Source organism: Sorangium sp. So ce185, from assembly GCF_051526825.1.
GTDB lineage: Bacteria > Myxococcota_A > Polyangia > Polyangiales > Polyangiaceae > Sorangium > Sorangium cellulosum_D.
On record NZ_CP150316.1, the window covers coordinates 6,715,260 to 6,729,933 of the forward strand.

At 70.7% G+C, this 14,674-nt stretch carries 10 protein-coding genes; 4 read left to right on the plus strand and 6 right to left on the minus strand.

The features are described from left to right. From WMF26_RS24555 to WMF26_RS24565, 3 genes are all read right to left on the minus strand, one after another. A complete protein-coding gene (locus WMF26_RS24555; RefSeq protein ID WP_438002277.1) occupies window positions 1-810 on the minus strand; it encodes a response regulator transcription factor in 810 nt (269 codons plus the stop codon). 321 nt (window positions 811-1,131) lie between these two features. After that, the gene (locus WMF26_RS24560) at window positions 1,132-2,283 is read right to left on the minus strand and encodes an alpha/beta hydrolase family esterase (RefSeq protein WP_438002278.1); all 1,152 of its coding nucleotides are present in this window, start codon (window positions 2,281-2,283) and stop codon (window positions 1,132-1,134) included. Between the two features lie 68 nt (window positions 2,284-2,351). Beyond that, entirely contained in the window at window positions 2,352-2,483 is a 132-nt protein-coding gene (locus tag WMF26_RS24565; RefSeq protein WP_438002279.1) for a hypothetical protein, read from the minus strand. 860 nt (window positions 2,484-3,343) lie between these two features. On the opposite strand from WMF26_RS24565, the gene WMF26_RS24570 reads away from it, so the two are divergent. Continuing rightward, the gene (locus WMF26_RS24570; protein WP_438002280.1) at window positions 3,344-5,011 is read left to right on the plus strand and encodes a peptidoglycan-binding domain-containing protein; all 1,668 of its coding nucleotides are present in this window, start codon (window positions 3,344-3,346) and stop codon (window positions 5,009-5,011) included. A 183-nt stretch (window positions 5,012-5,194) separates the two neighbouring features. Next, window positions 5,195-6,886 carry a peptidoglycan-binding domain-containing protein gene (locus tag WMF26_RS24575; protein WP_438002281.1) on the plus strand — a complete coding sequence of 564 codons (1,692 nt, stop codon included), beginning with the start codon at window positions 5,195-5,197 and terminating at the stop codon, window positions 6,884-6,886. A 129-nt stretch (window positions 6,887-7,015) separates the two neighbouring features. Here WMF26_RS24575 and WMF26_RS24580 read toward each other — a convergent pair whose 3' ends face one another. The 3 genes from WMF26_RS24580 to WMF26_RS24590 form a co-directional block, all read right to left on the minus strand. Next, window positions 7,016-8,668 (minus strand): hypothetical protein, encoded by a 1,653-nt coding sequence (locus tag WMF26_RS24580; protein ID WP_437948546.1) that lies wholly within the window; start codon window positions 8,666-8,668, stop codon window positions 7,016-7,018. 70 nt (window positions 8,669-8,738) lie between these two features. Further along, entirely contained in the window at window positions 8,739-9,530 is a 792-nt protein-coding gene (locus WMF26_RS24585; protein WP_438002282.1) for a M12 family metallopeptidase, read from the minus strand. A 47-nt stretch (window positions 9,531-9,577) separates the two neighbouring features. Then, window positions 9,578-12,304 carry a CHAT domain-containing protein gene (locus tag WMF26_RS24590; protein ID WP_438002283.1) on the minus strand — a complete coding sequence of 909 codons (2,727 nt, stop codon included), beginning with the start codon at window positions 12,302-12,304 and terminating at the stop codon, window positions 9,578-9,580. Window positions 12,305-12,493: 189 nt separating this feature from the next. Here WMF26_RS24590 and WMF26_RS24595 point away from each other — a divergent pair, with 189 nt between their 5' ends. Both WMF26_RS24595 and WMF26_RS24600 read left to right on the plus strand, forming a co-directional pair. Continuing rightward, on the plus strand, window positions 12,494-13,570 hold the full coding sequence (locus WMF26_RS24595) for a trypsin-like serine peptidase (RefSeq protein WP_437339431.1): 1,077 nt from the start codon (window positions 12,494-12,496) through the stop codon (window positions 13,568-13,570). A gap of 28 nt (window positions 13,571-13,598) precedes the next feature. Beyond that, window positions 13,599-14,666: a hypothetical protein gene (locus WMF26_RS24600; RefSeq protein WP_438002284.1), complete on the plus strand. Its 1,068-nt coding sequence runs from the start codon at window positions 13,599-13,601 to the stop codon at window positions 14,664-14,666. The last annotated feature ends 8 nt before the right edge of the window (window positions 14,667-14,674 follow it).

Genomic DNA, 14,674 nt, shown 5'->3' on the forward strand with positions numbered 1-14,674 from the left:
TCAGCCCAGGAGGCCGCGCTCGGCCAACCACAGCGTCGCGCCGGCGCGGCTGTAGATGCCGAGCTTGTCGTAGGCGTGGGCGACGTGGTGCTGCACGGTCTTCTCCGAGATGCAAAGGACGAGGGCGATCTCGCGGTTGGTCTTGCCGGCCCCGACGAGCCGCAGCACCTCCAGCTCGCGCCCCGTGAGCGCCTTTCGCGGCTGGAGGAGCCGACCGCACCGGGCGCCGCGCTCGCTGCTCGGCGGCGCGGACGGCACGGGATCGGTGGCGAGCAGGTAGCCGTACGTCGTGCCGTTCCCGCCCGCGAGGCGGTGCGTCCAGATCGGGTTGGCGCAATAGATCTCCAGCATCTCCTTCGTGTACCCGACCACGAAGTACTCGAAATACGGATGCCATGCGGGAAGGTCGCGCACGCGAAATTCGATGCCGGAGTCCCTCAGCGTCGCCTCGGAGCGGCTGTCCGTCTCGGCGAAGTACCGGTGCCAGATGTTCTGGGTGGTCGCGACCAGCGACGAGATGTCGGGATCCTGGACGAAGCGCTGCAGCGGGCCGTCGACGAGCGCCCAGCGCGCCGATTCGGCCCCGAGCTCGAAGAGCGCGTCCTTGCCATCCGCGTAGAACCGCCGGACGAGCTCGTCGTGGAACGCGAGGAACTCGGGCAGCGGGACGAAGCTGCTCGCGGTGATCGGCCGTTTGAACCAGGGGTTGGCCACCGCCACTTCACGAAAGAAGCCGCGCCACGCCTCCGAGCCGAACCTCCGGCTCACCAAGGTCTTCCGCGTCAGGATTGTGGTTCCGCTGACCTTCATGGAACAGCCGATCGGCCCCTGTTCCTGAGCGACGAGGCCGCGCAGGACGCAGGAAGGCAAAGGATCGCCTGCCAGTATGGCCGATCGGGGTGTCAGCGGTCAACACGCGAGCTCGCTCGCTCTGTGGCGGCGCTCTCATGGTGCGACGGATATATCAGCAACAGATCATTTCAATATCGATGCACACCCAAAGCTTCGCGCGTCACGCGTCACGCGTCGCGCGACGCGCCGTCATCTTCTTCGAAGCTCTTCTGCTCGATCTCCCAGCCGGTGCTGCAGAGGCCGCACGATGTCCCGAGGGACATCGTGCGGCGGGGTGGGCTACGGCATGACGTGCCGCTTCAGCGCGGGCCAGCCGACCGAGGCGTTGCCGGGCTCGTGGCCGCCTCCCTGCTTCGTGCAGAGCGTCACCTCGACGCCGTCCTGGCAATTGGAGTAGGTCGAGCAGCCCTGCCCGTTCTCGGCCGACGGCGAGCCGGTGCAGCCGTTGATGTCGGCCCACTTCTGGAAGGTCGACTTCGCGCCGAGGAACGTGACGGGCATGCCGCGCACCACCGAGGAGCCTCCACCGGCGTAGGGCACGATGGAATCCGACGTGCCCCGGAACGAGATCACGCTGATGGGGCGCGACGGCTCGCAGCCGCCGATGTTCTCCTGCAGGAGATCGAAGGCGGCGGGCGCCACGGCCGCGAACACGTCGGCGGCGTGGCAAGCGAGGTAGTGGGACATCCCGCCGCCCATGGAGAAGCCGACCGCGTAGATGCGCTTGGGGTCGATGCAGGCGGTCTCCTGGACCTGCGCCACGAGCGCCCTGGCGAACGCCACGTCGTCGGTGTCGGCCACGCAGCAGGGCCCCACGTTCCAGGCGCCGCCCGAGGGGCCGGACAGCCCGCTCGGGAAGGCCATGATCACGCCTTCCGGGTCGGTCTGCGCCGGATACGGCGAGCCCGACCGCTCCGACGGGCCAGAGCCGCCGAGCGGGTGGAAGTCGACGACGAGAGGCACCGGCTTGCTGCCGTCGTACGTGGCAGGGACATGCAAGACGTAGCTGCGGCTCCGGGAGCCCACCATCACGGTCTTGTTCGAGTCGCCAGCGCTCAACGCGGGCGACGGGCAGGTGACGCTCCCGCCGCCGCCCGTGCCGCTGCCGCTGCCGCCGGCGCCCGCGCCGCCGGTGCCCGCGCCGCCGGTGCCCGCGCCGCCGGTGCCCGCGTCCCCGGCGCCGCCCCCGCCGGTGCCGGTGCCGCCGGCGGCGCCCGTCGTGCCCGCTGACGACGTGGTCGTCGTGTCCCCGGACGCGGCGCTGCCGCCGCTACCGGAGGTGACGCCCGAGCTGGTCGAGCCGCTGGTACCGCCGCCGTCGCCGCCGCCGGTGGTCGTCCCGTCGCTGCCGCTGCCGCAGCCCAAGAGGGCGATGCCGAGCGCTCCTGACAGCAGGATCTGCTTTGGTAAATACGTTCGTCGGTTCATCATGGGTCAGCACCTTCGTTTGCGGTGGATACGGGGACGGTATCCGGTGTTCGGGTCGCGTCCTTGGAAGCTCAGCTCGAGGGATCGGGATGGCTCGGCGGCCGCGCGTCGGTCGTCACATCGCCCTGGTCCGAGCAGGCGAGCGCGGCGGCGGACGCGGCGACCTCTGGAGCGGCCTCGCCGAGGTCGCGAAACGTCTCCAAGCGCCCTCGCCTCCCTGCTCCCAAATCGCCGTCGGTCCTCGCGTCGCCCGATGCAAGTGATTGCAACGAGCTCATACCCGAAACCGCCGCAGCGAGGCATAGGCATACCGGCCTATGCCTCGCCGCGGGGCGTCACGCACGCTCGAGAGGACTGGACGGCTCGGGCGAGGACCGAGCTCATTCGGCGCTACGGTCGTACTAGCCGCGGTCGGGCGCCGCGGCGCCGTGCTGCCGACGATCGACGTGCGGGGGCAGGACAATCCCCCAATGGGGCACTTGACGGACGAGTCTCGCAACGAGCTTTACCGCTGCGGTGCGCGTCACCTCGCGTGGCTGGAACGACGCTGGCCATCCGGCCGAGAGGCCAGCACTGTTGGGTAGTGCTCAAATTTGCCCGGAGAGAATTCACATGAAGGCGGGAAGGCAGGAAGATCATTGATCTTTCTTTCCGCCTTCCCGCCTTCCCGCCTTCATGTTCAATTTCGAGCAGTGCCCACTGTTGAGCTCGCGCACCGCCCTGTTGTCGAACCGGCGCGCGCCGCGCTCAGGCATCGCGATCTCGTGGGAGCTATCCGCTGCTGGATCGAGCACTGGAGTGCCGGAATCGTCCGCAGCACCGCCGAGCGACGCTGTCGAGGACGTCGAGCCGCATCCCGGAGCTCGGCCACGAGCCCTCGCGCTCGATTCTGGCCAGGACACACGCCGGCTCTTGCGCTGCGCGGCGCAGGATTTCGACCGACGACCTCGATCGCTGCCGCAGGCTCCGCGAAGACCCGTCCGCTCGACGACCGCTTACAATGCGGCCGAGCGGGTCGTACGCTCGTGCCTCCGCTGGCGCGGACACGACCAAGGAGCTTTGCATGACAGATCGACTCACCGACGAGCGGGACCCTCTGCATTCCATCGCTCGCCTCGACCAGGAGATCCCGGCGGATGCCTTGCCCGGCGAAGGGGGCTTGCCCCCCTGGGAAGACGTGGCGCTGGATCCCGCCGAGCCGCCGGAGGGGTGGCTCCTCTCGCGGGGCTCCGCCCTCTCCCCCGCCGACTCCCCGCCGCAGCTCGTGCGGACCGTGAACCTCTTGCCGTTCCCCGAGCACGACATCCCTTCACCGGAGCACGTCGACCGCATCGCCGAGCTCTTGCTCGCCCGCGCGCGGCAGGGCCTCGGCGACGTCTTCGCGCACCCGGACTACGCGCGGATCGACGACCCCGCCGAGGCGTTCGCGCGCACCGTCGCCGAGCACCAGACCGGCATCCCGTACACGCAACCCGTTTACTTCTACGGGCCCCAGGCGCGGGTCGCGAAGGCGATCGTCGACGCAGGGCGCTATCCGCTCGTGGGTCAATGCCAGCAAGCCGTGACCACGGCGCTCTGCTTCTATGGCTGGGACGGCGGCACCTACGGGGACATCGGCTCCGGCCTCGACGCGCAGCCCTACTGCGAGAGCCTCGGCAAGGGGTGGAAGCAGGTGCCGTTCGCGCTGGAGGAATGGCCGGACGAGCTCTGGGAGCAGATCACCGTCGGCTCGTGCCTGTTCTGGTCGGCGCCTTGTCCGACGACCCGAGGCGGCCTCACGTGCTCCGGCGCGAAGCACGCGCTCGGGTGCGGGCGCGGCAGCGGGCACGTCGCCATGGTCCTGCGCAAGCACCCGACCGAGCGAAAATGGCAGCTCTGGGACACGACCACATCCTTCAACGATCCGGGGCCCCACGCCGCCGTCGCCAAGCAGTCGCGCATGCTCTGGGAGTCGCACTGGTGGTCGTGGATCCCGAAGGCCCTGTCGGGCGGCGCGTGGCTCTTCCGCGGCATCGCGCGACCAGGCTCGCTCGGCAGCCTGAAGTCGCAGCTCGCGCCCCGAGGGCGAGCGCGCCTCCTGCTCCGGCGCCGGAGCGACAGGAAGCTCCTCTTTCGCTCCCCGTGGATATCCATGGAGCAGGAGCGCCTCCCCATCTCGTGGCTCTTCCGGGCGCTCCGGGGCGCGCCGTTCCACGAGCTCGTCGAGCCCACCTTCTGCGTCAACTCGGCGAGCGACGGCCCCCGCGACAACCGGCCGCTGCTCGATTGCTCCTGCGACCCGAAGGGCAACGCCACGATGAGCTGGCGGCCCAGCCAGGGGCTCCACGACCGCCCCGGCAAGGCCGATTGGTCCGGGGACGCGCCCTACCCCGCGGGCGGCAATTCCCCCTCGAGACCACCGGTGGACTCGCCCGCCCCGGCGGCGGGCGCGCTCTCGAGCGCGCTGCTCGCGCGTCGCCCCGAGCTCCAGCGGATCGCCGCGGGCGACGGCGCGCTCGAGGAAGGAGCCAAGGGACCCGCCGTCGCGGCGATCCAGCAAGGCCTGCTCGCGCTCGGGATCCATGTCCAAGGCGGCGTCGACGGGGACTTCGGGGAGGGCACCAGGCTGGCCATCCAGGCGTTCCAGGCGAGCCACGCCCTCGAGCGCGACGGCGCCGTGACGCGCGCCCTCGTACAGGCGCTCGACAGGGCGCTCGCCGCGGCGGGCGCGGCGGTCGCGGCGGGCCACTGAGCGCCGCCGCCGCGTCCGTTCGGCGGAGTTCCCGAACACTCGAGTGCTTCAGGGGCGGAATTCCGCGTTGGTGCTCGCGGAATGTCCACCCGCGCGTCGAGCCGTGCCCGATTGCTGCTCTGCCTCGTCCGAGCGCTCGGATTCCGTTGACAGGGGCAATCCTGCTCGCTCTCCTCATTGGTTGTGACAGAGATAACCGCAGACGCAGCGAACGTCTTTCTCTTCCACATCGACCCGGAGACGAGCGTCAATCCGGCGGAGCTCCAGCGGATTCTGCTGGCCGAAGCCGCCGCGTTCAGCGTCGCATCCCGGCCGACGATCCACCCTGCGCTCCTCGCGCACCGCATCCTGCGCGGCACGGACGGCCGCCTCCTCTGGGAGATCGCCCTCACCGGGCTCGAGTCGCCCGACGACGACGCGCCCAGAGAGAGCCTCTGCGAAGCGCTCCTCGGCGAGGTGCGCGAGCGCCTCGAGGGCCTCGGGAGAGTCGAAACCTTCGCGGGCTACACGGATCTCGTGTTCCCCGGCCCCGGGCTCGGCTTCTGCCGCGCGCCGCTGGAGGCGAGCCGGTCCTCCGGCTCCTCGGCCGGGCTCGCCCAGGCGAGCGCGCCCCTCCTCGGGTGGGAAGACTACGCGACGGACGCGGGCACGGCCGTGGCCGGGGCGGAGCTGCCCGAGGATCTCCTCGCGGAGATCGAGCAGAGCCGCGGCGAGGCGCCCGCGGAGCCGGGCCTCAAGCCGGTTCGCCAAGGGCACATGTACACCGGGGCCAGCGACAAGGCGCACCTCGCCTACCTCCACGATTACCTCGAGTCCCGCGCCGCGGCGTCGAGCTCCAGCGACCGCCGCAAGGTCATCGCGTTCCGCGCCTTCCAGGCGCGCGAGGGCAGCACCGCGGCCATCAACACCTACGACAACCAGATCGTCACCTGGGGGACCGGCTGGGGCGGCCTCGGGATGCTGGGCAAGGTCATGGCGCGCGCGGTGGCGAACGAGGCGCTCCGCGACCGGCTCGGCCGCGCGGGCCTGCGCTACCGCGACAAGAACGTCTACGATGTCGTCGACCTCCGGGCGAAGCGGGTGATCACCGGGGGGAAAGAGGCGCTCGAGACGCTCCGCAGCTCGGTCCCGCTGCTCCGGGTGCTCATCCACGCGGCGCGCGATCCGCGCACGCGCGACGCGGTCACCGAGGCACAGCTCCTCACGTTCATGGAGACGTCGGCGCACATCGCCGGGGCCGACGGCATCGCCACGCAGGCCCTGTTCAACTGGATCGCCCACCTCAAGCACTGGGCCCCGGCGTACGTCGACGGCTGCCTCGACTGGGCGCTGCCTCAGGCAGGCGGCGGCGCCGCGTCGGTCGAACGCGACCAGCGCCTCGCCGTGCTCGTGGGCCGTTATTTCTACGGCAGGGCCCGGAGTTTCAAATGGCGCCCCGACTGGAGGCAGTTCCAGCTGTACTGCGAGCACATGAAGGCCGACGGCCTGGATTGCACGAGCGATCCGTTCTTCCGGGCGGCGGCGTCGCCGTCGAGCGATCCGTTCGCCGAGCACCCGCTGCCGCGGCCCGGCAGGCCGGCCAAGCCGCAGATCCTGAAGAACGCGCCGCTCGCCGGCGAGCCGGCGCTCGAGCGCGTCGCGCGGGGCGAGGGGTCGCTCCGCAAGCGGGCCAGCGGGCCCGAGATCAAGGCCCTGCAGGAGGCGCTGCTCGCGGTCGGGATCCAGCTCCGAGGCGGCGTCGACGGCGTCTTCGGCGATCGCGTGGAGGAGGCCGTGAGGGCGTTCCAGGCCGAGCGCGGGCTCCTCGTGGACGGGGTCGCGGGGCAAGCCACCTTGAAGGCGCTCGACGCGAGGCTCGGCGCGGTGAGGGGCTGATCAGGGCGGCTCGCGCCAACCCGATCGAGAGGAGACCACACGATGGCGGGGTGTACATCGACGACGCCGGTCACGGGGCGAGCCTCGAGGTGACCGGCGCGCGCGGCGAAGTCCCCCTGGCGCGCTCGCTCAGACCTCCTCGGCGCCGTGGAGCACGGCCACCCGTCCGTCCTGCTGCCGGCCGAGCTCGGCGCGGTACCGCAGCCGGCTTCTCCAATCGATGTACTCGAGGCGAAGGCGCCGCGTCGAAGGCCCTTGCCCCGGATCGAGGTGAAGCATGCAAAAGCCGTTGTTGCCGATCTCGGGACGGAGCTTGTACCCATGATAGCGCGACTGCGACTCGAGGAAGAGCGGGGTCGCGGGGCACGGCGCGGCGTACAAATCCTTGTCGAGCCCGTACTCGGAGAGTCGATAGGGATAGCCGCCGTGCCCGATGCAGCTCGAGACGGGCAGCTCCGGGGTCATGTCGAAGAGACCACAGTAATGCGTGTTGCCCCACATCCAGAGATCCACGGCCGGCAGGTACGGCTTCAGGTGCTCGTACATCCTGGTGAGTTCCATCGATCCATACTGGAACGGCTCGTTCGCTGACAGCAGCACGTTGATACACCCGCGCTGACGTCCGTCCTGCAGGATCTGCGAGAGCCACGAGCGGAGCCGGGCGTCGGCGTACGTCATGTGACCGAAGTAATCGGTCTCGATCCCGATGATCTGGAACGCGTCCCCGAAGCGCAGGCAGAAATAGCTCCCCTGCTGGACCTGGGGCGCGCCCAGGCCCATGCGGTAGTCGAGGTAGCTGAAGTACGGGTACGCCTTGGAGAACATCTCGTGGTTGGAGCTCAGCATCATCACGTTCGTGCGCGCCAGCATGTCCTCGAACTCGGGCGCGACGAAGGCCGCGAACTCCGCCGATGTGCCGGCGTAATAGACGTCGCCCAGGTAGAGGAGGTGGTCGGGCGCGAGCCTCCGGATGTGCTTGGCGATGTAACGCGAGTGCGGGAGCCCGTTGCCGAAGTCGGCGAGCAGGGCGAGGCTGGTCTTCGCCACCGGCATGTCGTACACGAACGACCGCTCCTTCGACGCGTCGTGGTACCGGAAGGGCGCCTTGGGTTTGAGGCTGTTCGCGGCCTTCGACGCGACGAAGGCGAGCGCGTACATGGCGCCGTCCGCGACCGTCTCGAACTTCTCTTCCATCGGGAGGATGGGCAGCCAGGTCGAATCGTACCCAAGAAAACCGAAACCGTCGGGCATGCCGACGGTCTGCACGGACGCGGCGGCCGCCCTGAGCACGCCGTCGGGCTGCATGGGCACCGCGGCCGCCCTGAGCAGGCCGTCGGACATGCCGAAGGCCTGCACCGGCGCCGCGGCCGCCCTGAGCAGGCCGTCGGACATGCCGAAGGCCTGCACCGGCGCCGCGGCCGCCCTGAGCAGCGGCTCCGCCGTGGTCGACGGCTCCAGGAGCGCCCGCGCCCGGTCGAGCGCGCCCCGGAGCTCCCCCTCGGTCAGCCTGGCGTCCCACAGGCTCCTCGCCTCGGCCAGGATCGGGTCGGGATCGTCCCGGAGGCGCTCCTCGAGCCACGCGACGTGCTCGGGCTCGACGAGCCCGATGTCCGCGTCGGCGCTCGCGTCGAACGCGTAGTCCTTGGCGGGTGGTCGGTCCGATCTCGGGCTGCCTTGCCCTCTCGGGGCGTCCTCTGGCGGGAGCACCTGCTCGGCCGCGCGGGGGTGGGCGTGTGTCGACGCGGTCGGATGTCCGAGCGCGCGCAGGAGCGATGGCTTCACGGTGTGTCCCTCATTCCTTCGAAAGACGGTGGTCTCGACGCGCGCTGGGCGATCCCGCGAGGTGCCGCGCTCACGTCGCGCGCGGATACATCTGCTTGATGAACTCGATGTCGGTCTCCGACAGCGTGCTGTTGCCCGGACGCGACATCCGGTCGCGCGTGTGCTCCTTCGGGATCGCGTACAGCATGATCGAGCGCGGATCGAACGTCGAGAACTGCGTGACGTTCCTCGAGTACCTCTGGAAGAGGTTGCTGTCGACGTCGGCGCGCTTCCAATGGTTCGGCGGCCCCATGTAGTACCTGTAGACGGCCTCCGTGTCCCACGGGATGCCGGCGTCGGGGTTCTGGTGCTCGTGGATGCACCCGAGCGCGTGTCCGAACTCGTGCAGCACGACCCGCGAGCACTCCTCGTCGGGCGTCGACGGAGTGAGCCAGCCCAGGTTCATCGTCGGCTTGTCCCGGCGGATGCTCAGGCAATCTCGGCCGATGTAGGACCACGAGCCCTCGCCGCGCATGAACGCGATGCGGATCTGGGCGCTCGGGCCATCGTCGAAATCGAACGTGAGGTTCGCGTGCCGGGTCCAGAGCTCGGCGACCTCGCGGACCCGCCGCTGCACCTCGCGCTCGCCGCCCATGAACGCGATGCGCAGCGTCTGCCCGGGGGCCCACCGCTTGCCTTTCAGCACGGCGATGCGCGCCGGGTTGCCCGGGTCCACGGCGTATACGGAATCGAGCGACTCCGCCCGTTCCCCCTGCGCCGCGCCCGAGCGGGCCAGATCGTCGTCCACGGGCGGGAACACGTCCACGCAGACGCGGGTCTCCTCGTCGATCTCCGGACCACCGGTCGCTTCCGATTCACTCATCGCTTCCTCCCTGGTTGATGACGTCTCCGCGTCGGCGGCAGGGCGCTTCATGCGCCGCCGCCGAAGACGAACCTCGCGTTCGGGTGCGCGTAGACGCAGTACGCGAGGTGCGTGGGATCGCCGTCCTTCTTGGCCGCGCGCCGCGCCTCGCGGACGGCCTTGCCGACGGGGGCGCCGTTCGCCAGCTCGCGGTACAGCGCCTCGCAGAAGGCGTAGGCGCGGTCGTCGCTCACCAGCCAGAGGGGCGCCAGGAACAGGCCGGCGCCGGCGGAGATGAGGCGGTTCGCCCACCCGCCGATGCCCACGAGCGACCACGCGCCCTGACCCAGCTCGCACGCGTTGAACACGAACGCCGGGCGCGCGGCGCCGAGGTGCGATTCGATGTCGGGGCCGTTGATGGCGCGCGGGCTCAGCGGCTCTCCCCCTTCCAGCCAGAGGGCCGTGATCGCGTCGGGCGCGCTGGTCGAGAAGTTGCCGTGCGTCGCCGCGTGGATCAGCCCATAGCCGCCGTTCTTCAGCAGCGCCTTGACCTCCTTCGCCGTGGCGTATTTGGGGCTCCTGTCCTGCAGCTTCCTGTCCTGGCCCAGGAGCCTGGCGAGGAACTCCTTCTCCTTCGGCGCGCTGGGGAGGTTGGAGTCCGTCGGCACGAGCAGCGCGAACGCCTCCACGCGGAGCGCCGCCGCCGGGCCCTCGTGGCCGCCCCCTTGCTCGTTCCGCCGGAGCCAGCGGGTCAGCGACATGCTGAGGCACCAGGGCTCCTCATCTTGCCAGCGCTCCGGCTCGGTCCCGTACGGCCAGACCAGCTCCCACGGGATGAACGGCTCATCCGACAGGATGATCATGCTGCTGTCGCGCCACGCCTTGCGCTCCGCGGCGTACATTCGACGGAAGTCCTCCGGGAACAGCGCCTTCCACAGCTCGAAGCCCATGTCGCGGATCTTCATGTCCACGTCCTCACGGTCGATGGCGAGCCGCGGCCTGCCGAGTGCGTCGACGGTGGGATCCTTCCCGGCGCGGAGCAGGTTCAGCTCCCGGTACAGCGACGTCGTGAAGTCCTCGGGCGAGGAGGAGAGCGGGACGCGCGTGAACGTCCTGCCCACCTCGCCCTTCCGGATCAGCGTGAAGGTGAGCGCGCCGCCGGCCGGCGAGCGCTCGTAGGCGATATAAAGCATCCGCTCGGGAGCCTCGGCGAGCGAGGCGCTCGAGGTGCGGACCGCGCCGCTCACATGGGCCGTGTCCGAGCTGGCCCCGGGCATCGCGGTGACCTCCACCTGGACGGCGGCGGACCCGACGGGGTTGCCCGACTGGAGGAAGTCGAGGAGAAGGGCGCGCTCGCCGAGCGCTGTGGGCTTGAGGAAGAACACGACCGGATCGCTGTCGCCGCTCGCGGGGATGCGGATCTCCTGCTCCAGCGGCGAGAGCACATCGAAGGAAGGGGCGCTCAGGCGCACGCGCACGGGCTCGGACGGCCTCAGCGGCACCGGACCGGTGCGGCTGGCGACGCTGAGGCTGGACGGAGCCACCGTGAGGCGCACGACCAGGCTGAAGCGCTCCGCGCCGAGCCACATCCGGCGTGGGCACGCGACATCGACATGGCGCAGCACGGTCGGCGCGTCGACCGGCGGCGACGCCTCGGCCGGGGGCGACGCGTCGAGCGGAACCGCCGCCTCGGCGGGCGGCGGCGCCTCGGCCGGGGACCAACCCTCGAAGGGGGACGACGCCTCGGCCGGGCGCGACGCGCCGGCCGGCCGCACCGCCGGGAGCGGCAGGGGCGGCGCCGCGCCGAAATCGCGCGCGCTCGTCGGATTCGCCCCGGGCGCCGGCTGGCGCCGGGCCGAGAGCAGCCCGTCGCCGCCGAAGGGGATGTCCAAGAGGTCTGAGCCGCCTCGCTCGACGGCGTCGAAGCTCTCCAGGAACCGGGAGCGCCTCGGCTCGGGCTGGCTCGCGCCGGCGCCCCGCGCCTCCCGGGTCGATTCGAAGTAGTGCGCCGCGGCGGGGGCGGCCTGCGCGCTCACGAACGCCACGCCGCCGCCGGGGAGGACGCCCCCGGCGATCGCAGCCCGCGCGGCCTTCAAGGCGTCCTGCAAGCGCCGCCTGCGCGCCGCGCTCTCGACCTCCGTGGCGCCGCCGACCTGGAGCAACGCCGCCCGCTGCGGGGGCACATCGGCGAGAGCGGCGCCGGAGCCCACGTCGACCTGGAGGAGCGTGCGGCCTCGCTCGACGTGGACCCGAAACGCGCTCCCGAGCTCGACAGGCTCCCCCCGTTCGAACAGGCGCTTCGCCCTCTCCGTGTGCACGCTCGTCCGGGTCAAGGCGGCGACGCGCTCGAGCAGCGCGTCGCCCTGACCGGCAGGGATCGCCACCACGGCGCAGCGGCGGGCGCCGCGACGGTGCTCGTGGACGAGCGCCTCGATCGCTTCGCTGCCGAGCCCCTCGGCGACGAGGAGCAGGGCCCGCGACGGCGGCGCGGCGACCTGGAGCCACCCGGGGAACAGGCGCTGCTCGGCGTCTCCCTCCACCTTCATGACGAGCACGGAGCACGCCTCCAGCGTGCATGACATCCGCTCCGCGTCGGTCGCGAACGCGGGAGAGGCATGGCCGAAATGGAAGTCCATCTCCGCGAGCCTGCGGAGCGCCAGGCCGCCTCCCTCCTTCGGCTCGATCAGGATCTGCCCGTCGCCCGCCCAGCCGATCGCCTCCGCGAGGGCGGCGCTGGCCTCCTGGTCGCCCTTCAAGCACGTGGCACAGATCCGACCGATCTCGTTTGATGTCATGGTACAGAGACGATCCTACGTCATTGCCTCTGGGCCGTGAAGCCGCCCGCTTCGATGCGAGGCGATGCGCGGATAAGCCATTGATCTATATCGCTTTTCAAGGAGGCGGCCGGCTGGCGTCACAGCGCGCCGTGGATCGCGCAACTTAAGCCTTGAAATGCGCCCGACCGGGCGCGACGATGCCCGGTCGTGAGCCCTCCCGCCAGCGCAGCGCACTTTCTCGACGACTTCAATTACATCCACCCCGAAGCCGTCGAGCTGCGCAGCCTGCTCGCCAAGGCTTACAGCCGCAAGCAGGACATCCCCGTGATCCTCGAGCGCGCCGGGCTCGAGCCCAGCTACATCGATCTGGAGCAGGCGCCCATTTACGTCTGGCAGGACGCCCTGCGACAGGCGTCCGACGCTTTGCTGCTCCGTCCATTGCTGGATCTCGTCCTCGCCGACAGGGATCGCAAGAAGTACCACGACCGCATCAAAGAGCTGATGGAGCCGGCGCCCGTCGTCGAGGCGCCGGCCGCCGGCGCGCCCGGCGTGCCCAGCCTCGCCGGGCCCGACCCTGATTCGGGCGACGTCGAGCGGATCCTCGGCAGCGCGAGCAGCCTCATCGACATGGGCCAGCTCGCGGGCGCCTTCCGCGTGTCTCCGGCGGTGGCCCGCCTCGAGGTCCACGCCGGAGGGCAGCGGTTTTACGGCACAGGCTTCCTCCTGGACGCGCCGGGCGAGCCTCTCCTGCTCACCAACCATCACGTGCTCTTCGACCTCGGCGCCGGCGGACGGCCGGTGTCCCGCGTGGACGCGTGGTTCTCGTACGAGACGGGGCCGGACGGCGCGCCCAGGCAGCCGCGCGTGGTCCCCGGCGACCCGTCGACGATCGTGGGCTCGGCCGAGCACGACTGGGCCGCCGTGCGCCTCGCCTCGCCGCTGCCCGAGGGCTACCCGCGGCTCGCCCTGCGCCCTTCACGGCCGCTTTCGGAGAACGACCCGGTCTTCATCATCCAGCACCCGCGCGGCCTGGTGAAGCACATCGGCCTCACGCGCAACCAGGTGCAGTATGTCGATGACAGCGTCGTGCAGTACCTGACGGACACCGACGGCGGCTCGTCGGGATCTCCCGTGTTCAACGACCGGTGGGAGGTCGCCGCGCTGCACCACCGCTGGGTGGAGATCCCCCAGCAGAACGGGCGGCCGCCGGCGTACCGCAATCAGGGCATCCGCATCGAGCGGGTGCGCGAAGGGCTCGTCCAGGCCGGCCTGCTCCCGGCCTGATCGCGCCCCCGGAGAGAGCTGAACCGAGATGCCGGCCCCCGTACCGATGGCCTACGATCGCGCCGCGCTCGTCCGCGCGCTCTCGGCCGCATACAACGGCATGGAGCAGAAGCGCGAGGCCCTCCTCCTCTGCGAGCGGGCGGGGATCGACCTCTTCAGCATCAACCACGATCAGTCGGTACAAGGCATCTTCGACGAGGTCACCCGCGTCCACGCGGCGAAGATCCCGAAGCTCGTGGAGTGCGCGCTCGAGGACGCGCGCAAGGCGAGGCACCACGCGGCCATCCGGGCCGCCTGCAAGCCCAAGGCCTCGGCCCTCCCGCGGCACCCCGCGGCCAACGCGTACCTGCGGCTCGATCGCCACGACATCTGGAGCGACCTCCAGAGCCGCAGCGCCAATGACCCGCGCGCCCACGCCCTCTTGCTCTGCGGCGCGCCCGAGGACGGCCATCAGTACTTCCTGGATCGCGTCCGCGCCTTCAAGGACGATCTCGGCGCCGAGGTGCTCACGATGAGCCCCACCGTGTTCAACGTGCGTGACGCCCGCAAGGCGCTCCTCGCCCTCCGGGACGTCCTCGCGCTCGAGCTCGGCGAGGACGTCGAGGTGGACGCGCTGCCCGACGCCATCGCGCGCCTCACCCAGGACAGGAGCCTGATCCTCATCTATCCGATGCACCCGGAGGCGCTGGACGCGGCCCACGCGCGGTGGCTCAAGGATCATCACACCGAGGCGATCCCCGAGCTCTACCGGCAAGCGGTCGATCGACGCGGGGGCGCCGGCGGGGGCGCCCTCATCACCCTGCAGCCGATCGTGTGGAAGCCGAGCCTCTGGGACTGGATCGGGGCCCTCTCGGCCCACCGGGTGACCCACGGCGCGCTCGCGCCGATCGAGCACCGGGCGATGCGGCACGAGCTGAAGCGGATCGAGAGGAGCGATATCGAGATGTTCTTCCGCGAGCTGTATCCAGGCGACCCGCGGGCGATCGACGCCGGCACGCGGCGCGGCCTCGAGCTCCACGAGGCCAGCAAGGACACGCAGCGCTTCTTCGCCGGGCTTCAAGAGCTCCTGTCCGCCGCCGACGCGGCGCAGCGCTAGGACGTGAC

Coding starts and splice junctions, on each gene's coding strand:
- WMF26_RS24555 (WP_438002277.1), bottom strand. CDS start 810: ATGAAGGTCAGCGGAACCACAATCCTGACGCGGAAGACCTTGGTGAGC.
- WMF26_RS24560 (WP_438002278.1), bottom strand. CDS start 2,283: ATGATGAACCGACGAACGTATTTACCAAAGCAGATCCTGCTGTCAGGA.
- WMF26_RS24570 (WP_438002280.1), top strand. CDS start 3,344: ATGACAGATCGACTCACCGACGAGCGGGACCCTCTGCATTCCATCGCT.
- WMF26_RS24585 (WP_438002282.1), bottom strand. CDS start 9,530: ATGAGTGAATCGGAAGCGACCGGTGGTCCGGAGATCGACGAGGAGACC.
- WMF26_RS24590 (WP_438002283.1), bottom strand. CDS start 12,304: ATGACATCAAACGAGATCGGTCGGATCTGTGCCACGTGCTTGAAGGGC.
- WMF26_RS24600 (WP_438002284.1), top strand. CDS start 13,599: ATGCCGGCCCCCGTACCGATGGCCTACGATCGCGCCGCGCTCGTCCGC.